The organism is Streptomyces sp. NPDC054770 (genome assembly GCF_053611985.1).
This window is the reverse complement of the sequence record NZ_JBSHBL010000030.1, coordinates 17759-38358: the sequence shown is the minus strand read 5'-3', so window position 1 is coordinate 38358 and position 20600 is coordinate 17759. Positions and strand designations below refer to the sequence as shown.

Here is a 20600-nt window from a genome sequence, read left to right as displayed (position 1 = left end):
TCAGGCCCAGAGGTGATGGCCGATGGAACTCAGACAGCTACGTCACTTCCTGGCGTTGGTCGAGGAACGCAGCGTCACTCGCGCCGCCAAGCGCGAACTCAACGTGCAGTCGGGCCTGTCGAACTCGCTCCAGGCCCTCGAACGCGAACTCGGTACGCCCCTCTACATCCGCGGAACCAGGCCCGTCCGGCTCACCGCGGCCGGCGAGGCCTTGGTGGGCCCGGCTCGCCGGACCGTGACCAGCGCCGCGCAGGCGGAAGAGGCCGTACACCACACCCGCGACGTGCTCATCGGCACACTGCGTCTCGGCGTCTCGCTCTCCGCTCAGCATCTGGTGCCGTTCGCCTCCTACCTCGGCGAGTTCACTCGCGAACATCCCGGCATCGACCTGCGCCTGCACTACGCGCCCGCGCTGACGATGATCTCGATGGTCGAGACGGGAGAACTGGACTGCGTGATCGGACCCGCGGTCAGCCAGGTCCCGGGCGTCCGGATGACTCGCCTGGCGCGAGAGCCGCTGCACCTCGTCTGCCGTTCCGATCACCGCCTGGCGGAGCAGGCCGAGGTCGACATCGGACAACTCGCCGACGAGCGGTTCGTCGAGGTACCCCCGGGGTGGACGGCCCGCCTGTTGAGTGACGCCGCGTTCGCCAACGAAGGAATTCAGCGCCGCGTCGTCTGTGAGGTCGGCGACTGGGAGCTGTTCCTCGAGCTGGTCAGCGCAGGCGTCGGTATCGGCTTCGCTCCCGTCGGCCTGCAGTACCCGGTGCTGACCGCATCGGACAGCGTTCTGCGGCTCATCGCGGTCGAGGGCGTGCGTCTGGAAAGGCACATCTACCTGATGCTGCCCTCGGCGGGCGAGACCAGCCCGGCAGCACGGCGGTTCGCCGATCAGCTGCTGCGTATCCACCCCGCGGACAGCTGACCCGGCGTCTGTCGGCCAACGCAGCCCTGTCGACTCGGAAGTGGCGCGGCTGCGGGTGCGCTCATGCCGCGACCATCTGATCGTCAGATGGACTCCATCTGAGACAGGTGCGACGCAGGCGACATCGGCGGCAACGGAGGCGCGGTTGTACCGGGCGAAACTCCCATGCCGACCGTGGACGCCGGCCCAACGGCAGAGAAGAGATGCCGCTCCGGAAGATCCGCCACCCGGTCGGCGCCTGCACGGCCGAAGCGAAGAAGGAGCTCGCCGAGATGAACCTCACCGACCACGCCGGAGTCCGGCTCACACACGGCAAGCCCAAGGTCAACGGGGTGGAGATCCACTACGCGGTCGGCGGCGCCGGCGAGCCGGTGTTCCTGCTGCACGGCGTACCGAAGACCATGTCGTACTGGCGCCACGTCGTGCCGCTGCTGACCCCGCACTACACCGTCATCGCGGTCGACAACCGAGGCTTCGGCGGCTCCCAGCGCCCTCTGACCGGCTACGACACCGCCACGATGGCCGGTGACGTCGCCGAACTCGCCACCCACCTGGGCTTCGACCGGTTCCGCGTCGCCGGCGAGGACTGGGGCGCTGCCATCGCCTACGCCGTCGCCGCCTTCCACCGGCCCCGGGTGCGGCAACTGGTCTTCCAGGAAACGCTCCTACCGGGATTGCCGGCCGGCCCAGGACTGCCGGGCGGCGAGCACGACCCCTCGCTCGCGGCCGACGACGGCCGCACCGGCTGGCACTTCAGCTTCTTCAGCCTGCCGCACCTGCCCGAACTGCTGCTGGCCGGACGGGAACGGCCCTTCTGGACGTACTACGCCAGACGCCAGATGTGGGACCCCAGCGCGCTGGCCGAGGAGGACATCGACGACATGGTGCACTCGGCCGAGCAGCCGGGCGGTACCAGAGCCATCCTGGAGATGTACCGCGCCCGCCAGACCGACGCCGAACAGAACCGCCCGCATTACGCCGACCCGATCAGCTGCCCGGTCCTCGCCGTCGGTGCGCAGGCCTATCTCGGGGACGAAGTATCCAGACAGCTCGCGCAGGTGGCCCGCGACGTCCGCGGCGCCGTCATCCCCGCGTCCGGTCACAACATCGCGCTGGAGAACCCGACCGTCCTGGCCCAGGCCTACCTCGACTTCTTCGCAGGCGGCTGAGGTTCGGCAAGCGCCTCGTGCGGCAACCCCGGGCGCGGGCAGGCCAAGGGCGACCAGCAACCGGTCGAGGGCCCGGCCGTCCAGCAAATCCCCTCAGCCAATTCCGGCGTCTCTGCCAGCAACTCCCCGCCAAAGAGGGCACCGACGGCGTCATCTGCGTGAAAGGACGGCTCGGTGCCCGCGAGGAGGAAGGACTGCTGTGTGTGACGGCCTTCAGCCGGCGGCGGGAGTGATGGTGGTGTGCGGCGGCACCGACGGCACGATGCTGTTCGCCAGGTCGAGGAGGTTCGCGATCCGGCGGTCGCGCGACTCTGCCGGCCAAGCGAGCCGAAGGTCGGTGGGGGGCAGGTCGGTGACGGGAATCCCGACCACGGCGGAGCCGAGGCGATCCGTCACACTGTGGCCCACGACGACTACGAGCCGTCCGAGTGCGACGCGGTCGGTGAGTTCGTCCAGGCCGGTCGCGGGGGGCTCGGGGGCGTAGGCGGGATCGCTGCGCAGACGAGCCAGGGAGATGTCCCGGAGCCCGGCGAGGGGATGGTTGGCGGGCAGCAGCGCGACCGGGTACTCCTCGCCGATGCCGCTGCTTTCAAGATCGAGGGGGTCCTCGGTCGCACACAGCAGGGCGACGTCGGCCTGCCCGCCTCGGACGGCCGCGGCCTGATCATGGGTGAAGAGCAGTTGCATCGCGTCATGGCCGTGGCGGGTCTCGTAGCGGCGGTGGAGGTTACGCAGCAGCCCGGAGCCCATGCCCGGGGCCACGGCGATCCGCAAGGCGCCGCTTGCCGCATGGATGGTTCGCTGGGTCGCGCGATCGATTGCCCGCAATGCGTTGCGGGACTCGACCAGGAGGACCTTGCCCGCGGAGGTGAGGTCGACGCGTCGGCTTGTCCGTTCGAACAGCGTGACGCCCAGGCGTCGTTCCAACTGCGCGATGGCCCGGGACAGTGGCGGAGGTGCGATGCCCAGCCGTTCGGCGGCTCGGCTGAAGTGCAGTTCCTCGGCTACTGCGACGAAGTATTCGAGCTGCCGAACCTCAAGGCGATCCATACCTACAGGGTAATGATCCGCGCCAAAGTCTGCATCGCTCTCCCCGTTGACCAGGCTGCACGCTGGACGCGTTCTCAGACCGACAAGAAGCAAAGAGGAGAGAAGATGGACGACGAGCGCGCGGTGGCCCAGGTGCTGGCCCGGTATGTGCGAGCGGTCGACCACCGCGACAGCGCGGCGATGTCAGCGCTGTTCGTGGCGGACGCCGTGGCCGAGAGCTACTACAACAACGGCGGCACCCGGGAGAAGCTCGCCGAGCTCACCGGGGCCGAGACCATCGGCAAGGCCGTCGCGGGGCTGATGGCCCCGCATCCGCCGCGCGGGTGGAGCCACCACACGACCCACGACCACATCATCGAGGTCGACGGCGACGAGGCGACGCTCGACGCCCAGTTCGTCGTCTTCAGCATCCAGGGGCACGAGCGTCCGGCCGAGGGCTGGCCCGCGGGAGCGTCCGGCGCACAGGGCACCATCACCCCGATCGAGTCGGGCTACTACCAGCCGCGACTGCGCAGGGTCGACGGAGCCTGGCGCATCTTCCACCACACGATCCTCCTGGACCAACCCCTGGTCCTGCCCGGAGGGTGAGGTGCAGGCGATCGTCTACCGGCGGTACGGCGGCCCCGAGGTACTGGAACTGGCCGAGGTGAAGCCGCCCAAGGTCCACGTCGACTCCGTCCTCGTCCGGATCCGAGCCGCTGCCGTGAACCCGGCCGACCTCCGGATGCGCGAGGGACTGGCGGACGCGAACGTCCCCACCTACTTCCCCGTCATCCCTGGTTGGGACATCTCCGGGGTCGTCGAGGAGACCGGCCCCGGTGCTCCCGAGTTCCACCCGGGCGACGAAGTGGTCGGGTACGTCCGCACGAGCGTCAGCCACCAACACGGCGGGTACGCCGAACTGGTGGCCACCGACGCACAGGCCCTCGCACCGAAGCCGGCCGACCTGAGCTGGGAGCAGGCCGCCGCGCTTCCGCTGGCCGGACTCACGGCGTACCAGGCCGTCACCCGGGTCCTGGCGTGCAGTCAGGGGAATCCCTCCTGGTGTACGGCGCCGCCGGCGGTGTGGGCTCGATGGCAGTCCAGATCGCGGTGGCCCGTGGCGCAACCGTGCTGGGCGCCGACGCGGCCCGGCGCGACGATTACCTGCGCGGCCTCGGCGCGACGCCGGTAGGCGACGACGACCAGGTCACCGAGCGGGTCCGGGCACTGGTACCGGACGGCGTCGACGCGGTCTTCGACACCGTCGGCCGCGGCACACTCGAACGTGCAGCCGCGGCCGGCCACGACACCACGCGTTGTGCGTCGACGGTCGACATCGCGGGTCCCGATACCCGCCCGGTGTTCGCGCGTCTGGCATCCGCAGACCTGCACGCGGTGACCGCACTCGCTGCCGCCGGCCGTCTTCTCCCACACGTCGGAGTGGTGCTGCCCCTGGAGGCGGCCGCCGACGCGCACCGGCTCGCCGCGACACGGCATGGCAAGGGACGCATCGTCCTGCGCATCGGTGCGTGACGGAGCACGGTGTTCGTCGGGGCTCGGCGGCAACGTCCCCGGCTGTCGACAGCGGTGCGACGCCGGGGACGGGTCGGGGGGTCGACCTTGTGGCGGAAGTCCGCCGGCTCCTGGCGACCCGCCCCACGCACCGGCCCGGCCCGCCGCTTCGCGTCCGCACCCTGAGCGGGCCGCAGTGGCGGCGCAGGCGCCAGGCCGTCGCCCTGCACTGCCACTACCGCCGACGATGCCTCTGACCAGGCCGGACAGCGAAACGCTGCGGAGTACCAGCCCCCCGTCCGACGGGACGCGGACAGGTTCGGTATCGAAGGATGCCGGTGTGGTTTCTCTCCGGGTGATCGTGCGGTGGTAAGGGGGTGGGTGTCAGTTGCGGAGGAAGCCCAGGGTTTGCGCGACGAACAGTTCGTGGTGCTGGAAGATGGCGCCGTGTCCGGAATCGGGATAGATGCCCAGTTGGACGTTGGGCAGGATCTGGGCAAGTCGGAACGAGCTGATGGTGGGCAGCATCGTGTCGTCGTCGCCGTTGACGACCAGGACGGGCTTGTTCACGGCGGCCAGGGCTGCGGGCGAGCTGCCCTCTTCCCACTTGGCCAGGGCGGTGAGCTGGGCGCCGATCGTCTCGTTGGACACCGGCGCGTCGCGGTCTGCTGAGCGTTCGTCCAGGCGGGCGAGGAAGCCGTCTGCGGCGGCCTGGCTGGTGGCGGTCGGCGAGAAGAACAGGAAGTGCTTGGGGTGCTTTCCCTGGGCACTCGCCTTGTCCATGGCGGCCTGCAGAACGGCCCCCGTGCCTGCGGGGCCTTGGTCGCCGGCGGGTGTGGTGCCGGCCAGGACCACGCGGCGGACCAGGTCGGGTCGCTGCTGGACGATGACCTGGGCGACCGCGCCGCCGAGGGAGAAGCCCAGCAGGTCGACCGTGCCCAGCCCGAGCGCTTCGATGAAGGCCACCGCATCGTCGGCCATGGCCTCGACGCTGTCGGGGGTGTCGCCGCCGGAGCTGCCGACGCCGCGCAGGTCGACCAGGATGACGCGCCGCTCGACCGCGATCCCGTCGACCACCGCGGGGTCCCAGTCGTCCAGGACCGCGGTGAAGTGGTGCAGGAACACCACCGGAACGCCCGTGGCCGGACCCAGCTCGCGGTAGGCGAAGGGGGTCCCGCCCACGTCCACGGTCTTGGTGACGGCGTCCTTGCTGGTTACAGGCATGGCTGTGCTCTTTCTGTCGCTTCGCGCCGGTGACGGCGTCTGACCCTCATAGCGTAACGCTCGTTATATAACGAGCGCTACCCTAAGTTGTCGGAGAGAGCCGGATACGCCGAAGGAGGGGACCAGGGTGAGGTACTCCAAGGAGCACAAAGCCCAGGCCAAAGCCGCGATCGTGCGCGAAGCGGGCCGCACGCTCAAGGAGAGCGGCTTCCACGCCGTCGGCGTCGACGCACTCGCCGCCTCGGCCCAGGTCACCTCAGGGGCCCTCTACTCCAATTTCGCCAACAAGGAAGCGATCCTCGAAGAGGTGGTGGCCGCGCAACTCGGCATCGAATTCGCCGGCCTCGCCGACCAGGAGCCGGCCGAGCGACGGCGCATGCTCGGCGAGATACTCCGCCTCTACCTCAGCGGCCTGCACCGCGAGGACCCCGGACACGGTTGCGTGATGCCGTCGCTGAGCACCGACGTGGCACGAGCGGGCGACCCGGTCCGCGAGGCGTACCGGCGCCGGATGGTCGAGGTGATCGCCCTCCTGGCCCCCGCCATGCACGGCACACAGGAGGAACGGGAGCAGCAGGCCTGGACCCTGCTCGCCTCGATCGTGGGCGCGATCACCCTGGCACGGGCCCTCCCCTCCGGCGACCACGCCCAAGCCGTACTCGACGCCGTACTCGCCTCAGCTATGCGATCAATCACTGACGAGCCCTGACATATGAGCTTTTTGGCCAAGCCGGCCCGCATATCGGCCTCTTCCGGGGCGGGAGGAGCTGTGGTGCGGGGCCGACGGGGGCGTGTCCGGGGTGTGCATGTCGTGGCGACGGCGCACGGTCAGCCTGCTTGAGAGTGTCCGTCAGATACGGCTCGAGCCGGAACTTCCGCCGGATCCGGCCCACGGTGGTCTTCGACAGACCGCTGCGGTCCGCCATCGACCTGGGCGACCGATGGGCGACATGCTGCGGGAGTTGTTCCAGCGTGAAGGGGCATGGAGGATCAGCGAGCACGGACCAGGAGTAGGCATGCCGTCAACGCCTGTGGCTCCAGCCGTGATCGCGGCTGGAGCCACAAACTCCCCCTTTGCAGCAGTCCGGTGTCCGGGGATCCCGTGCACTCAATATCAGCCGTTCAGGATCGCCTTGGCGACCTCGTCAGGGTGGGTGAGCATGCCCTCGTGGGTCCCGGGAACCATCACGGGTTCCAGTCCCAGCCGCGCCGCGAACTCGGCACCGGGCAGGGGAAGCGCATGATCGTCCTGACCGAGGATGTAGAGCGCGGGAATGCCGAGTTCGGCCACGCTGGGGACATCGAGCGCGTCCAGGAAATAGGCACCGGGCTGCGGGGTCAGCAGATCCGCCACCAGACGCTGGGTCCCCTCTTCGACGCCCTGCATGAAGATGCCCTGGACCCACTGCAGCGTAGGCGGTATCGAACGCGTCGGGGATGCCTGAATCAGTCCCCGCAGCATCGCTGCCGCCTCCGGAGGATTGTCCTCCACCAGCGACCTGCCCCGCACAGGAACCTGCGCGGCGTAGTAGACGACCCTGGAGACCCTGCCCGGCAGACGGTGCGCTGCGCCGGTGAGCGGATACCCACCCCAGCTGTGACCCACCAGAGTCACATCGGTGAGACCCAGCCTCTCCACCTCGGACACCACATGGTCCACGGCATCCTCGAGTCCAAGACCCGCGGGATCGTCACCGTCACCCAGGCCGGGCAGAGTGAGACAGACCGCACGATGACCCGCGGCACGCAGCCGCTCGGCAACCGGACGCCAGGACCATCCCCCATGCCAGGCACCCGGGATCAGGACATACGCAGAATTTATTTCGGTCACTAGAATCCTCCCTTGATTGAGTGAGCGTCCTCGGAAGAAGAAACAGCGGAGGGCCGTTTTTGCCGGTGCCGGGTGAGGATTCACCCGTCGCGCGGGCGCCCGTCGTTACTGGCTGGACGGCGATAGGCGCCGTACCACCAGATGTTTCCGAGCTCACGGGCCAGTGCGGCATCGCCGGTCCCGTCGTCCACGCTGATGTGATGGGCGATGGCCTGGGCTCCGCCCCAGACGATGACCCTGCTGGCGGCCACGGCATCAAGGTCGGCCGGCGTCGCCCCGGCTTGCTGCTGCTCCACGAGCGTCGCGAGCACGGCCTCGTCGAATCCCTCCAGATCGGCCGTGTAGAAGTCCCGCATTTCCGGGTCGTAGGAAGCGACCTCTCGAACCGCCGAAAGCACGGGATGGTGTGCCCGGTGGAGGGCGAGCACATCCTCGAAGAACTTCGTGTACCTGGCCGCACCGTCCTCGCCCGCCCCGGGGTCCCACTGCCGGGCCAAGGCAAGAGACTTGTCCCTGACTTTCCGTGCGAGCCGCCTGAGGATGTCCGGCTTCCCCTGGAAGTACGCGTAGAACGTAGCCCGTGACACGCCGGCTTCTTCGATGATGCGTTGAACGCTGATCTCCGTGAAGGATTCACCGGCATTGAGGAGCTTCTCCACCGACGAGAGCAGCTTCGCCTCCGTTGCCGCGGACCGCCGCTCGTGATCATGAGTTCGGCGTCGCGTCACCGACGTCATGGTCACCCTCCTCCCATACAGCCGCGAACGGTGCCGGATCGCGGTGCCGGACTGTCCGGCCAGCCACGCGCAGCATACGTTATGTTCATACAGTGTGTTCAGCTAGACCGGTACCCTGATCGACTGCCTGCGCGGCCACGGCGACGCACCCGCCACTGCGTAACGGCCATCACATGAACGGCGTCATCGAAGAACCTCTTCAGGATTCGGAGCCACCATGACCACCGCCACTCCCCTCGACGACCCGCTCTCCCCGGGGACCCACACCATCGAGATCGAGGGCGTAACCCAGCGCTACCACGTCCACGGCAGCGGACCCGTGTGCGTGGCGCACTCCGGCGGTCCGGGCATCTTCTGGGAGTACCTGCGGATGCCCGAGCTGGAGCGGCACCTGACCGTCGTGTACCCGGAACCGATCGGCACCGGTGGCTCCGGCCGTCTCCCCTCCCACCCTCACGGCTACACGCGGGACCGCTACAGCCGCTTCCTGCTCGCGCTGCTCGATCACCTCGACGTCTCCGAGGCTCACCTGCTGGGCCATTCGCACGGCGGCTTCGTCGTCCAGCACTTCGCCCTGCGTCACCCCGACCGGGTCGCCGGCATCGTGCTCTACGAGAGCGCTCCGGTCACCGGCCCCGAGCACGGCGCCGAAGCCATGCGCCTGGTCCAGGAGTTCGCCGCCCGGCACGACGGCCACCCGGAGCTGCCGGGCGTCCTCGAAGCGTTCCAGGCGATTCCCGCCATCACGAACGACGAGGACATGTCGACGGTGGTCCGGGGGCTGCTCCCGGCGTACTTCGCCGACTTCTGGGGCGAGGGCGCGAAGGTGGGCGCGGCCCTGCGTGCCTCCGTGACCTGCACCCACATCTCGGGGCTGGACGACAACCTCGTCCCGGACGCCATCGACGACCGTCAGGATCTGGGCACGCTCGCCGTCCCGGCCCTGGTCGCCGTGGGCCGCCACGACGTCATCTGCGGGGTGCGCTGGGCGGAGGAACTGCACGCGCTGATCCCCGGGTCACAGCTTCTGATCATGGAGAACAGCGGCCACTTCGCTCACATCGAGGAGCCCGAGCGCTTCTCCCAGGAAGTGTCCCGATTCGTGACGGCGTGGACTCGGAACGCCGCTCAGACGAGCGAACCCGCATAGGCGGCGCCTTCTTCCGGGCCGATACCCGATCCCCGAGCACCTCGACTGGTACAGGCTCGACACCGTCCGCTTGCGCCAGGAACCAGTGGGGTTCCTGGCGCAAGCGGTCAGTTCGCCAGAGCGGCTGGGCGCACAGCCTCCGGCCCGAAGCGCCGACGGGCGCGGTCTGCGGCAGCTTCGGCTGCGTGGGCGCGGGCATCGACCGGGTCCAGAGAAAGCTGTCGGTAGGCACTGTCGGCCGACAGCAGACCGTCGGCACGGATCGCGCAGACGCGGACCCTTGCTCGCTGCAGTCCCAAGGAGGCCAACAGTCCCAGGGCTGCTGCGGCGAGGGCGGGTGAGTGGTTGGTGGGTTCCGGCAGGGTGCGCGTGCGGGTGGTGGAGCTGCGGTCGGCGTATCGCATTGTGAGGGTGAGCCGGCCGGCGACCTGGCGCTCGCCGCGCAGGCGCCCGCCGATCCGGTCGGCAAGCCCCAGCACGGCGCGGTGGTGCTGGGCCGGGTCGAGGCAGTCCCGCTCCAGCACAAGGTCGGCGACCAGGTGTTCTGCCGGTTCCGCGGGGACGACCGGGCGGGGGTCGTGGCCGCGGGCACGTTCGGCCAGCAGCCTCGCCTGGGCGGTGCCGAGGAGCCGTTGCAGGGTCGCCGGGGGCAGGTCGGTGATCTGGCCGATGGTGTGCAGGCCGTACCGGGTGAGCGTTTCCGCCATGGCGCGGCCGACGCCGGGCAACACGGTGACCGGCCGCGGATACAGCCAGTCGGTCACACGGTCAGTGGGGACCCAGGTGGTGTCTCCCGGTGCGGATGCGTCGGCTGCCATGGCCGCGAGCATCCGGTTGCCCGCGAGCCCTGCGCTGCAGTCGATGCCGTACAGAGCCTTCAACCGGAGCTTCGCCAACTGGACGACGTCATAGGGAGACAGGTCGAAGTATCTGAGTGCCGACGTCAGGTCCAGTTGCACCGCGTTGGGCGGGAGAGCCTGAACGTGAGGCGTAATACCAGACACCAGTTCGATTATATCGGCGTACTGGGCCTCGTTCAGCGAGGCGTGCAGGTGGAGGTGGGCGATGTGCCGCTGCCGTGCACTCATCCCGCTCATCCCGCTCATCCCGTTCATCCCGCGCTCCCGGGGCTTCGGTGGCCGAACTTCTTCAGGTCGGCCGAGCGGGTGCCGGCGGGCTGGAGGTCTGCGTACGGGTGCAGGCGGGCGCCCGCGGTGCCGTCGGCCAGGGTGCGCTGCGGCTGGGCGGGGGTCGGGTGCGGGCGGCTCCGGCCGAGGAGGGCGAGGGCGGCCTCGGGGCCGTCGTCGCGGCGGGCGGCGGCGATCTCGTCCAGGTCCCAGGCCATCGTGCCGACGACGGTACGGCGGGTGCCGCGCACCTGGACCGTGCCGCGGACGAGGAGCAGCCCGCTGTGGAACACGGTGTACGCGCAGGCCGGGTGGGAGTCCTCGAAGAACGCCAGGTCGACCAGGCCCGACCCGTCCTCCAACGTGACGAAGATGATCCGCTTGCCGCTCGCGATCGGCGGGGTCTGGGTCGAGGCCCGCACCCCGGCCACGAGGACCTGCCGACCGGCGCGCATCCCGGCCAGGTGCGCCGCGTCGGTCGCGCCGATCTCGCGCAGCAACCGGTGGTGGTGCTCCATCAGGTGCCGGGAGACGTCGATGCCGAGGGTGCTCAGCTCGGCGCTCAGGGCCTCGCGGCCGGTCATCTCCGGCAGCCCGCTCGGCTCGGCCCCGCCGACGGCGTCCGCGGTGATGGGCAGTTGGCCGGTACCAGCGGTCCGGTTGCGGGACTGGCGATGCAGTTCGGCGATCTGGAGCAGCAGGTCACGCCGGGTGAGCCGGCTGTCGTGCAGACAGGTCAGCGCGCCGATCTCGGCAAGGCGTTCGGCGACCGGTCTGCTGGGACGGGCCCGCTGCCAGAAGTCCGACAGCGATCCGTACGGCTGCCCCTCCTCGATCCGGGCACCCTCCTCCTCGCTGATGCCGCGCACCCCGGACAGGGCGAGGCGTACCCCCCACTGGTCTCCGTCGGCCTTCTCCACCGTGTGCCGCACCCGGGAGTTGTTGACATCGACAGGCAGGACGGGAACCCCGCCCCGACGGGCGTCGGCGACCAGGACCCGCTTGGGCCACATCCCGGGGTCGTGTTCGAGGAGGCCGGCCAGCAGGAACGCCGGATAGTGCGCCTTGAGCCAGGCGCTCTGCAGGGCCGGTACGGCGAAGGCGACCGCGTGGGCCCGGCAGAAGCCGTACGCCCCGAAGGCCTCCACGGTCTTCCACACCTCGTCCCGCACGGCCGCGCTGTAGCCACGCGCGCGTGCCCGCTCGTGGAACCAGTCCCTGATCCTGGGCAGTTGCTCCTTGTCGCCGAGCGCCCGCCGGGTGATCTCGCCGAAGGCCCGGTCGCAGCCGGTCAGCACCCGCAGGGTCTCGATGATCTGCTCGTGCCAGATGGTCACGCCGTAGGTGTCGGCGAGCACCGGCTCCAGGTCCGGGTGGGCGTAGGCGGGTGTGCCGCCGTGGCGGGCGGCGATATAGCGCTCGGGCATGCCGCCGGCGACCGGACCTGGACGGAAGAGACTGATGTCGGCGATGACGTCCTGCACGTCGCGGGGCTGGAGCCGGGACAGCAGGTCCTGCTGACCGGGCGACTCCAGCTGGAACAGGCCCAGGGTCTGACTGGACTGGATGAGCTTGAAGGCGAAGACGTCGTCGAGCGGGACCTGTTCGGGGTCGTCGAGGTCGATGCGGTTGCCGGTGGTGCGTTCGATCTCGGTGACGGCGTGGGCCATCGCGGACTGCATGCGCACACCCAGGACGTCGAGTTTGATGTTGCCGAGCGCTTCGATCTCCTCCTTCGCGGCCATGGCCATGGGGTAGTCGCCCTGCGGGGTGGGCTGCACGGGCAGCCGGTCCAGCAGGGTGGCGTCGCTGATGACCACGCCGCAGGGGTGCATGGCCATGCCGTGGACGAGGGCGTCGAGGCCCTCGGCGAGCTCCCACAACGGTCCGTAGCGGTCCATCTCCGTCGCCAGTTGCCGTAGCTCGGGCAGTTCGGCGAGGGCGCCGGTGATGTCGCAGGCGCGCAGGTGCGGGAAGCTCTTGGCGATCCGGTCGACGTCCGCGGGCGGGATGCCGAGGGCGAGGCCGGTGTCGCGCAGGGCGCGGCGGGCGCGGTAGGTCTCGGGCATGGCGGTGACCGCCACCCGTTCCTTGCCGAAGCGTTCGAAGATCGTGTCGTAGCACTCCAGGCGTCGGGCGGACTCCACGTCGATGTCGATGTCGGGCAGCGACTCCCGGCGCCTGCTCAGGAAGCGTTCGAACAGCAGGCTGTGGTCGAGCGGGTTGGCGGTGGCGATGTCCAGGGCGTGGCAGACCAGGGAACCGGCACCGGAGCCGCGGGCCGCGACCCGGATGCCCTTGGCCCGGATGTCGGCGACGACCTGTCCGATGGCGAGGAAGTACGCGTCGTAGTTCCAGTGGGAGATGACGGCGAGTTCCTCGTCCAGCCGGTCGAGTGCCGCGCGGTCGCGGTCGAGGCCGCGTCTGGCCAGGCCGTCTTCGGACTTCTGCCGCAGCAGTCGGGCCGCACCGCCCGCTTCCGGCCCGGCGCCGAAGAGCGCCGGTTCGGGGAGGTGCGGGGTCCCGAGGCCGAGGTCGGCCTTCGGATCGACGGTGCACGCGGTCGCCGTGGCCGCGGTGTCCGCCAGCAACCGGCGGGCCCTGCGGACGTCCGTTCCGGCGCAGTCAGTGATCATGCGGGCGACGGCCGCCATTCCTCGCTCGTCCCTGAGCCAGCGCTGTCCGCTGTCCAGCCGGCGCCGGTCGACGGGCCGCAGCAGCCGGGCGGCGTCCAGGACGTCGGCGAGGCGGTGCTGGTCGGGGTCGGCGTAGCGGACGGCGTTGGAGAGTACGGCGGTGGTGCGGGTGCGGTCGGCCAGGGCGAGGGTGCGGGCGGCCAGACGCAGGGATCCGGGACCAGTGCCGGAACGTTTCTGCGCGACGGCTTCCAATCGAACATCCCTCCCGAAGATCTCCTGCCAGGGCGCCAGCAGCTTCACCGCGACGTCCTCCCGGCCCACCGACAGCGCCCGCACCGGCTCCGAGAGCGGGCCGAGCAGTACGGTCAGGCCGGGGCCGCCGTACTCGCGCAGCGCCTCCCACGGCACCACCGGCGGCGTACCGGAGACGGCACCGACATGGGCGGCCGACGTGATCCGGCACAGCCGCGCCCAGCCCGCCCGGTCCTGGGCGAGCAGCACGAAGCGCAGCGGCGGCTCGACGACGTGCGCACCACCGCGCGCCGGGGTACGGCGCCGCTGGGCGGGCGGCCCGGGCGCCAGGGCCTGCACCGCCAGATCGATGCCGAAGACCGGCCGCACCCCCTCCTTCGCGCAGGCCCGAGCGAATCGAACAGCCCCGGTGACCGTGTCCCGGTCGGTGAGCGCGAGCGCGGACATGCCCCGCTCGGCCGCCCGCCCGACGAGCTGCTCGGGATGGGAGGCGCCGTAGCGGGCGGAGTAACCGGACGCGACGTGCAGATGGGCGAAGCCCGTCATGCCGCACCTCCATCACTCCACCCCTTTTCAGCGATACACCCGATACACCCGATATGTTCATCGTACTCGCGTTCGATTACTCTAACCTCATCAGCCCCGGTCAGCGACCTGAAATTCGAACACATCAACGATTTCTCGGCGAGGTGACCGGTGACCGGAAGGCGCCGCACCACCACCTCCCCTACCGGGCAGCGGAGTTGGGAGAAACGACGTCACCCGGCGGCGGACGCCCCCACGACCAGGCACATGTAGTCCATGCGGACCTCGCCGCCCTCCTCGGCGTCGAGGCAGGCGGCGACCTCGCGCAGAAGCCGTTGCCGCACCGCCGAGGGCAGGGCCAGGTGGCGGCTGTCGGTGCCCAGCAGACCGCAGAACTCCCGGGAGGTGAGCCGGCTCTGCCAGGGCACGGCGGTCCTCGTCACGCGCCGGAACCCGTGGGAGCGCAGTTCCTCGGCATATCCGTCGAGGTCGGTCTCCGACAGGGACGGCCTGCCACCCGGCCCGGTCGGCAGGCCGTCAGGCAGGACGGAGGCGTAGACACGGTTGAGACAGGCGCCGTTGCGCAGCGCGTAGGAGCCGAAGTTCCAGACGAGGAGGATCCGGCCGGCCGGGCGCAGACACCGCGCCGCCCTGTCCGACCGCTCTCCGCCGTGCAGCCAGTGCCATGCCTGGCCGCATGCCACCAGGTCGAACCGCCTGTCGCCGGGCTCCCACGTCTCGAAGGCGCCCACCTCGACAGCCAGTCCGTTGGCCGCGGCGACGGCCGCCATCCGCGGATCCGGCTCGAGGCCGGTGACCGCATGGCCGAGTGCCGCCAGGGTGACCCCGAGCTTGCCGGTGCCGCAACCGATGTCGAGCGCGGTGCCGGGTGGGCCGCCGCCCAGGGCGGCCAGGGTCTCGGTGACGGCTTCGGCGGGGTAGCCGGGGCGCAGCCGGTCGTAGTCGTGCGCGCGGGCGCCGAAGCTGGTGGGTGCCCACACCGTCCGGTCTGTCACGTCAGCCTCCGATCAGGGTCACGAACGTGTGCTGCGGAAGGAAGAGCACGTAGGTGCCCACCGAGGCAAGGCCGAAGGGTACGAGGCGTTTGGGCAGGAGCGTGGTGAACGAGGCATGCGTGAGCAGGCCGAGCAGCGCACCCGCCGGCCAGGTGGCGGGGAAGATCAGCAGGAGGGGGAGGACGGCCTCCACGGCGATCGTCGCCAGTGAGGGGAGGCGCCAGCGGCGGGCGACGAGCGACGGGGCGGCGGTGGCGAAGCGGCGGGTGAACCAGTCGGGAAAGAAGTACTCGCGCGGTCCGTCGGGCAGGTCGTCGCGCACGGAGACCAGTTGCTCGAACACCCTCTGCAGGGTGTACCCGCTGGTGAACTGGCGGGAGGCGGCCTTGTGCCAGGCACTGCTCCAGTACAGGTGGAACACCAGCACGACGGCGGCGGCCTGCGGCCAGGACGGTCGCCCGTCCCCGGGCACCCGTGCGGGATCGAAGAACGCGCCCGGGGACGGGGCGTCCAGCAGCGACTGCAGGCTCAGATAGGTGTCGGCCCCCCTGGTGAAGACGAACGGCAGGCACATCGCCCCCAGGAACAGCGTGTTGAACTTGCGGTCCCAGGTGAACTCGAAGACGCACCAGGCGGACACGACCGCCGACGCCAACGGGGTGAGCACACCCGCGAGCACGCACAGCGCCGCGAGGGCACGGGCGGCGTAGAAGACCTTGAAGGCCGTGGGGCTCAGCAGCAGCTTCACGGACATCTCGGCGCGCTCGTAGCGCCAGCGCTGCAGGGACTTGGGGCTGAGGTCGAAGAACCGCGCCATGCCGAAGACGTGGTCGGCGGTGATCTTCCAGAGCAGGGCCGTTCCCAGGACCAGGCGGAAGAAGCACAGTGCGGGACCGGCCGTCGTTCCGTGCACCGGGAACGCGGTGGGCAGCAGGTCATGCACGGAGGACCCGGCCGTTTCTGACCACGATCCTGATGTGGTCGAAGTGCGTCACGATGACGCCCTCCCCCACGACGCGCCTGCCGTGCTCCTCGTCGAGGTAGCTCACCAGTGAGCCGAGTTCCTCCGGGGAGCTGAAGTAGTCCTGCCGCACCTCGTACCACCACGGGCAGACCGGCTGCCCGTCGCGTACGTCGTGCAGCCGGACCCGGTAGGCACCGATGTTGGCGAACATCGGCCAGGAGCCGAACGCACCCGGCTCGGTCCAGAAGCCACGCCACACCAGCCAGCCCAGCGCCCCGCAGCCGAGAACCGCTGCGGCGATGTCGTTGATCACGACGGCTCCTCCGGTACCTGGCGGGGACGGATCGCAGGACCGTTCACAGGACCATGGACGGCACGGGCCACCGGTCGATCCGGTACGGTGCCCACCAGTCGCGGCCGCCGAAGTCCAGGACGAGGTGCTCGGCGCGCAGCGCGGCCAGGACCCCGGGGTCGACACCGTCCGCCCGCGCATCCTCCAGCAGGGTCACGGCCTGCACGTACTCGGGCTGGATCAGGTCGAACCGTTGCAGTACGCCGTCCCGCCGGTCGCGGATCTGCACGAATCCGGGGCCGCGGCGCCACACGCAGCGGCCGACGTAGAACCGGGTCCGCCACTCGGCCAGGCGCTCGGCCGACCGGCCGCCGTCGAGCGAGACCGGGGGCTGAAGGTGGGTCAGGTGATGTGCCGTCAGGGCGGGATCGGCGCGGCGGCCGGCCCGTAAGTGCCAGCGCACCAGCAGGCCCCGGCCGGTGGCGTTCCGGACGAAGTCGAGCGCGCGCAGATCGCGCGCGGTGGGGGAACGCAGCGACACGGGCTCGTCGAGGGCGGCGCACCGGATGCCGCGGCGGTACAGGTCACGTACGTGCTCGCCGGAGAGCGGGCCGTCCGAGGCGGTGGACGGCAGGGTCAGGAGATCGTTACGCATACGGGCTCCTCGGCCAGCTCCAGGGCCAGTTCCGGCCCGCCGGACTTCTGTGACGCGCGCCGGACGCGGCACATCAACTGGTTCTCGTCCTCGGTCGCCACCTGGAGGACGCGATCGTCCTCGACGAAGATCAGCCCTTGGCGGCGCCAGTCGGCGAGCAGCGCCTCGACGCGGGGCCGGTCCCAGGCGTCGCCGCACCGGCCGGCGCGGCGTACCAGCTGATCGATGGACCTGGGATCGTGCAGGGCACGGAACAGCTCCACCTCGACCGGGTCGTCCAACGTCATGGAGCGCCAGGCGAAACCCGGCCGGGAGTTGACCAGTTCGATGCGGTCACCGAGGTCGGCACAGGACAGCCGGCTGCGGACGTAGTTCTCACTCCATTCCTGAAGGGCCTCGTCCAGGCGGTCGCCGAGCGTGCTCTCGATGCCTCGTTCGTCGGTGTCGAACAGGTAGGCCAGGTCGGCCAGTTCGGTGTCCGGCAGGTCGTAGATGAGCTGGTACTGCCAGTGCGGGCGCCGGTCGGCGAAGCCCAGCTCGGGGCGGTTGAAATAGGGGCTGAAACGCTCCAGCGCGATCCGGCCGGCTCCGGTGGAGGGGTGCAGGTGATGCAGGGCCGGAAGCTGCTCTATGACCGGCAGGTAGTCGGCCTGCGTCTCACCCGGAAACCCGTACAGGTAGTTCCATGCCACCGACAGCCCATTGCTCTCGGCATCCCGGAGGAAGCGCACGTTGAGGGTGCCGCTCACCCCCTTTTCCATTATCTTCAGCACGCGGGTGCTGAGGTTCTCGATACCCGGCTGAACGCTCACCACTCCCGCCGCGCGCAACCGGGCGATCTGTGACAACTTCATGTTCGACTTGACCTCGTACTGGATACGCAGATCGAAGGGCGCCTCGGCGATCTTGGCCAGGACGGAGTCGAGGTAGGACATCTCCAGAATGTTGTCGACGGCGTAGAAGTCCAGCACGCGGTGCCGCCCGGCGAGCGTGAGAATCTCGTCCAGATAGGTGTGCGGACTCTTGCTGCGGAAGGTCATGGCCGACCCGTTGAGCCCGCAGAAGGTGCAGTGGTGCTTCTCGCCCCACCAGCAGCCGCGTGCGCCTTCGACCACGAGCACCGGCTCGAACCACGACTGCACGCGGGAGCGCCGCATCCGGTCGAAGTAGGCGTCGTAGTCGGGCGACGGGATCTCGCCCGGCGCCAGCAGGCGATCGGACAGCGGATTGCTCACACTCGCGTCGCCGTCGCGCCAGCACAGGCCGGGAACGCGGGAGACGTCCGCCTTGCCGTCGAGTCCGGCGGGTCCGTCAGGGAGATGGGCCGCGACGAGTTGTGTGAATGCCCGCTCGCCCTCGCCGCGCACGACGTAGTCGACGAAGTCGAAGTTGCGGTGCAGCGCTTCGCCCTGCGGGCCGTCGCAGTTGGCACCGCCCATGACGGTCTTCGTGTCCGGGGACAACTCCTTTATGCGCCGCAGCAATGCGAGGGATGCCACGTTCTGCTGGAACGTCGAGGTCGCGCCCACGAGATCGGGTCCGTCGGCGACGATCCGCCGCGCGAGCGCGTCGACGAAGCCGGGGACCGTCCGGTGTATCCGCAGGCAGGTCTCCAGCTGCTCGACGCTGATACGGTCCGTCATCTCACGGGTGAATTCCTCGACCCGCCACGAGGTGTCGTCGTAGAGAGCGGAGGAGAACACCCAGTCGCCGCATCCCATGAAATAGCTCTGCAAGGAGAAGAAGCCGAAGTCGACGGCACCGTATCCGCCCTGCTGATACATCCAGTCCGCGAAGTCGATGTTGGCGTACAAGGTCTCCGTCTCGATCTCCGGAAACGTGTCCGCGATCTTTTTCGAAAGGATCCCGAGTGCGAGCGAAGGAGTTGCTATCGAGGCCCATGGCATGCAGACGAGCGTGATCTTCATATGCCCTCCGGTGCGGGGCGAGGCGTGATCGTTGACCACTTCCGGTGCGGCCCGGACTTCCGGCCGCACCGGAAGCGATGGGAAACCCGGATCAGGTGGGCCTCGTCAGAACCTGCCGGTAATGATCGGTATCACGATCGTGGCCGATTCAGTGCCTTCGGTCTGCGGGTCGTTGTCGACGACGGTCTTCTCCACGGCGTTCCTCCCCTCAGCAGCTCGATGGGGCCGACACGCGAGTGGTGCGCGGTCTGCGCAGTCGCGCCGGCGAGTCGTGACTCACCGGACAGCGTGGGCTGCTCGGGGTGGGCTGTCGCGCTCTGTTCCGCTCAGCGGACCGGACCCGACCCGCTGGTGCTCGTGAACGCGACGGTCCGCGCCGGGGCCGTCCCCGGCGCGGACCTCGAGGTGCTGTGCCGTCAGCCGATCTGGGTGCCGGTGGCCGACAGTGCCTCCGTCACCGGCTGGAAGAACGTCTCCCCGCCGGAGGTGCAGTCGCCGCTGCCGCCGGAGGTCAGGCCGATCGCGTTGCTGCCGGAGAAGAGCGAGCCGCCGCTGTCGCCGGGCTCGGCGCACACGTCGGTCTGGATGAGCCCGCTGACCGTGCCCTCGGAGTAGTTCACGGTGGCGTTGAGACCGGTGACCGTGCCGTCGTGGACCTGGGTGGTGGAGCCGCTGCGGGTCACCTTCATGCCGACGGTGGCCTCGGCCGCACCGGTGATCTGCTGGGTGGAGCCGTCGTAGAGGTCGACCGCGCTCGGGTGGTCCGCCTCCGAGGTGTACTTGACCAGGCCGAAGTCGTTGCCCGGGAAGCTGGACTGGGCGTTCTGGCCGATCACGTTCCCGGAGGAGTCCGACCAGGTGGAGATGGCCTGGGTGCAGTGCCCGGCGGTCAGGAAGTACGGCTCACCGTTCTTGACCACGTTGAAGCCCAGCGAACAGCGTCCGCCCGACCCGCTGATCGCGTCACCGCCGGCGATGAAGGGCTTGAACTCCCCCTTCGAGCGGCGCAGTTCGGCCGTGCCGCCGAGTCCGTCGACGACCTTGGTGAGCTTGGTCAGCTCGGCCCCGGTGACCGTCCTGTCGGCGGTGACGACGACCTTGTTGCCGACCGGGTCGGTCGCCCACGAGGTGCCGGGGATGGTCGCGTCCTGCTTCAGCGCGGTACGCGCGCCGTCGAGCTCGGCGAGGGAGTTGGCGACGAGTCTCGCCTTGGCCCCGGCCGCCTCGACGGCTTTGGCGGCGGTGTCGTCGAGCACGTTGACGACGAGGTTCTTCGACCGGGCGTCGTAGTAGGTGCCCGCCGTGTCGGTGCCGAGGTCGGCGGCGAGTGTCGAGGCGAGCTTTCCGGCCGCCGGGGCGGACAGGATCTGCGGTACGGCGGCCTTGGCGGGCTCGCTGGCGTTCGCACTCTGGAAGGTCACTCCGGCGGCGACGAGCGCGGCGACACCCGCGCCGGCGAGCGCCGCCCGGCGCCGGGGTATGCGTCGGTGCTTCAACTCATGTCCTCCTGTGGGGGGTCGGCCCGCGAGGTTGTGGGGACCTCGGGAACCGGAAGGCTGGTTGACGGCCGCCTACTATTCCGAGCCCCACAGGGAGCACACAAGGTCGACTTCAGGTCTCGC

The 20600-nt window shown here is 69.7% G+C and carries 19 protein-coding genes; 7 read left to right on the top strand and 12 right to left on the bottom strand.

Going from position 1 to position 20600, the window contains the following annotated elements; genetic code table 11:
• Positions 1-22 precede the first annotated feature (22 nt).
• Positions 23-925 (top strand): LysR family transcriptional regulator, encoded by a 903-nt coding sequence (locus tag ACWGKQ_RS25090; protein WP_453294178.1) that lies wholly within the window; start codon positions 23-25, stop codon positions 923-925.
• 203 nt (positions 926-1128) lie between these two features.
• Positions 1129-2094 carry an alpha/beta fold hydrolase gene (locus tag ACWGKQ_RS25085; RefSeq protein WP_453294177.1) on the top strand — a complete coding sequence of 322 codons (966 nt, stop codon included), beginning with the start codon at positions 1129-1131 and terminating at the stop codon, positions 2092-2094.
• Between the two features lie 213 nt (positions 2095-2307).
• On the opposite strand, the gene ACWGKQ_RS25080 is transcribed toward ACWGKQ_RS25085, so the two are convergent.
• Positions 2308-3144 carry a LysR family transcriptional regulator gene (locus ACWGKQ_RS25080; RefSeq protein ID WP_453294176.1) on the bottom strand — a complete coding sequence of 279 codons (837 nt, stop codon included), beginning with the start codon at positions 3142-3144 and terminating at the stop codon, positions 2308-2310.
• Positions 3145-3249: 105 nt separating this feature from the next.
• Here ACWGKQ_RS25080 and ACWGKQ_RS25075 point away from each other — a divergent pair, with 105 nt between their 5' ends.
• Genes ACWGKQ_RS25075 through ACWGKQ_RS25065 form a run of 3 tightly spaced genes read left to right on the top strand, consistent with a single transcriptional unit; the run spans position 3250 to position 4659 of the window.
• Positions 3250-3732 (top strand): nuclear transport factor 2 family protein, encoded by a 483-nt coding sequence (locus ACWGKQ_RS25075; RefSeq protein ID WP_453294175.1) that lies wholly within the window; start codon positions 3250-3252, stop codon positions 3730-3732.
• A 1-nt stretch (position 3733) separates the two neighbouring features.
• A complete protein-coding gene (locus tag ACWGKQ_RS25070; RefSeq protein WP_453294174.1) occupies positions 3734-4318 on the top strand; it encodes an NADP-dependent oxidoreductase in 585 nt (194 codons plus the stop codon).
• Positions 4255-4659 carry a zinc-binding dehydrogenase gene (locus ACWGKQ_RS25065; protein WP_453294173.1) on the top strand — a complete coding sequence of 135 codons (405 nt, stop codon included), beginning with the start codon at positions 4255-4257 and terminating at the stop codon, positions 4657-4659. The genes ACWGKQ_RS25070 and ACWGKQ_RS25065 overlap by 64 nt, the downstream gene beginning before the upstream one ends.
• 363 nt (positions 4660-5022) lie before the next feature.
• On the opposite strand, the gene ACWGKQ_RS25060 is transcribed toward ACWGKQ_RS25065, so the two are convergent.
• Positions 5023-5862 carry an alpha/beta fold hydrolase gene (locus ACWGKQ_RS25060; RefSeq protein WP_453294172.1) on the bottom strand — a complete coding sequence of 280 codons (840 nt, stop codon included), beginning with the start codon at positions 5860-5862 and terminating at the stop codon, positions 5023-5025.
• A 127-nt stretch (positions 5863-5989) separates the two neighbouring features.
• On the opposite strand from ACWGKQ_RS25060, the gene ACWGKQ_RS25055 reads away from it, so the two are divergent.
• Positions 5990-6571 (top strand): TetR/AcrR family transcriptional regulator, encoded by a 582-nt coding sequence (locus tag ACWGKQ_RS25055; RefSeq protein ID WP_453294171.1) that lies wholly within the window; start codon positions 5990-5992, stop codon positions 6569-6571.
• Between the two features lie 405 nt (positions 6572-6976).
• Here the strand turns inward: ACWGKQ_RS25055 and ACWGKQ_RS25050 are convergent, their stop codons facing one another.
• Together ACWGKQ_RS25050 and ACWGKQ_RS25045 are read right to left on the bottom strand one after the other, a co-directional pair.
• Positions 6977-7693 carry an alpha/beta fold hydrolase gene (locus tag ACWGKQ_RS25050; RefSeq protein WP_453294170.1) on the bottom strand — a complete coding sequence of 239 codons (717 nt, stop codon included), beginning with the start codon at positions 7691-7693 and terminating at the stop codon, positions 6977-6979.
• 80 nt (positions 7694-7773) lie between these two features.
• Positions 7774-8430: a TetR/AcrR family transcriptional regulator gene (locus ACWGKQ_RS25045; protein WP_453294169.1), complete on the bottom strand. Its 657-nt coding sequence runs from the start codon at positions 8428-8430 to the stop codon at positions 7774-7776.
• Between the two features lie 217 nt (positions 8431-8647).
• Here ACWGKQ_RS25045 and ACWGKQ_RS25040 point away from each other — a divergent pair, with 217 nt between their 5' ends.
• Positions 8648-9580 carry an alpha/beta fold hydrolase gene (locus tag ACWGKQ_RS25040; protein WP_453294168.1) on the top strand — a complete coding sequence of 311 codons (933 nt, stop codon included), beginning with the start codon at positions 8648-8650 and terminating at the stop codon, positions 9578-9580.
• Between the two features lie 107 nt (positions 9581-9687).
• Here ACWGKQ_RS25040 and ACWGKQ_RS25035 read toward each other — a convergent pair whose 3' ends face one another.
• From ACWGKQ_RS25035 to ACWGKQ_RS25000, 8 genes are all read right to left on the bottom strand, one after another.
• Positions 9688-10668 carry a DNA polymerase Y family protein gene (locus ACWGKQ_RS25035; RefSeq protein ID WP_453294167.1) on the bottom strand — a complete coding sequence of 327 codons (981 nt, stop codon included), beginning with the start codon at positions 10666-10668 and terminating at the stop codon, positions 9688-9690.
• A gap of 23 nt (positions 10669-10691) precedes the next feature.
• A complete protein-coding gene (locus ACWGKQ_RS25030) occupies positions 10692-14144 on the bottom strand; it encodes a DNA polymerase III subunit alpha (protein ID WP_453294166.1) in 3453 nt (1150 codons plus the stop codon).
• Positions 14145-14356: 212 nt separating this feature from the next.
• The gene (locus ACWGKQ_RS25025; protein ID WP_453294165.1) at positions 14357-15139 is read right to left on the bottom strand and encodes a class I SAM-dependent methyltransferase; all 783 of its coding nucleotides are present in this window, start codon (positions 15137-15139) and stop codon (positions 14357-14359) included.
• Between the two features lies 1 nt (position 15140).
• On the bottom strand, positions 15141-16082 hold the full coding sequence (locus ACWGKQ_RS25020) for a hypothetical protein (protein ID WP_453294164.1): 942 nt from the start codon (positions 16080-16082) through the stop codon (positions 15141-15143).
• A complete protein-coding gene (locus ACWGKQ_RS25015) occupies positions 16075-16416 on the bottom strand; it encodes a hypothetical protein (protein WP_453294163.1) in 342 nt (113 codons plus the stop codon). Before ACWGKQ_RS25015 ends, ACWGKQ_RS25020 begins: the two co-directional genes overlap by 8 nt.
• Before the next feature lie 43 nt (positions 16417-16459).
• On the bottom strand, positions 16460-17050 hold the full coding sequence (locus ACWGKQ_RS25010; RefSeq protein WP_453294162.1) for a DUF5825 family protein: 591 nt from the start codon (positions 17048-17050) through the stop codon (positions 16460-16462).
• Complete coding sequence (locus ACWGKQ_RS25005) at positions 17032-18978, bottom strand: RiPP maturation radical SAM C-methyltransferase (RefSeq protein ID WP_453294161.1); 1947 nt, start codon at positions 18976-18978, stop codon at positions 17032-17034. The genes ACWGKQ_RS25010 and ACWGKQ_RS25005 overlap by 19 nt, the downstream gene beginning before the upstream one ends.
• A gap of 416 nt (positions 18979-19394) precedes the next feature.
• Positions 19395-20474 (bottom strand): S1 family peptidase, encoded by a 1080-nt coding sequence (locus ACWGKQ_RS25000; protein ID WP_453294160.1) that lies wholly within the window; start codon positions 20472-20474, stop codon positions 19395-19397.
• Between the last annotated feature and the right edge of the window lie 126 nt (positions 20475-20600).

Bases quoted from the DNA above. Each gene is read 5' to 3' on its own strand.
- ACWGKQ_RS25090 (WP_453294178.1), top strand. From the start codon at position 23: ATGGAACTCAGACAGCTACGTCACTTCCTGGCGTTGGTCGAGGAACGC.
- ACWGKQ_RS25005 (WP_453294161.1), bottom strand. From the start codon at position 18,978: ATGAAGATCACGCTCGTCTGCATGCCATGGGCCTCGATAGCAACTCCT.
- ACWGKQ_RS25010 (WP_453294162.1), bottom strand. From the start codon at position 17,050: ATGCGTAACGATCTCCTGACCCTGCCGTCCACCGCCTCGGACGGCCCG.
- ACWGKQ_RS25040 (WP_453294168.1), top strand. From the start codon at position 8,648: ATGACCACCGCCACTCCCCTCGACGACCCGCTCTCCCCGGGGACCCAC.
- ACWGKQ_RS25085 (WP_453294177.1), top strand. From the start codon at position 1,129: ATGCCGCTCCGGAAGATCCGCCACCCGGTCGGCGCCTGCACGGCCGAA.
- ACWGKQ_RS25030 (WP_453294166.1), bottom strand. From the start codon at position 14,144: ATGACGGGCTTCGCCCATCTGCACGTCGCGTCCGGTTACTCCGCCCGC.
- ACWGKQ_RS25045 (WP_453294169.1), bottom strand. From the start codon at position 8,430: ATGACGTCGGTGACGCGACGCCGAACTCATGATCACGAGCGGCGGTCC.
- ACWGKQ_RS25080 (WP_453294176.1), bottom strand. From the start codon at position 3,144: ATGGATCGCCTTGAGGTTCGGCAGCTCGAATACTTCGTCGCAGTAGCC.
- ACWGKQ_RS25035 (WP_453294167.1), bottom strand. From the start codon at position 10,668: ATGAGTGCACGGCAGCGGCACATCGCCCACCTCCACCTGCACGCCTCG.
- ACWGKQ_RS25060 (WP_453294172.1), bottom strand. From the start codon at position 5,862: ATGCCTGTAACCAGCAAGGACGCCGTCACCAAGACCGTGGACGTGGGC.
- ACWGKQ_RS25075 (WP_453294175.1), top strand. From the start codon at position 3,250: ATGGACGACGAGCGCGCGGTGGCCCAGGTGCTGGCCCGGTATGTGCGA.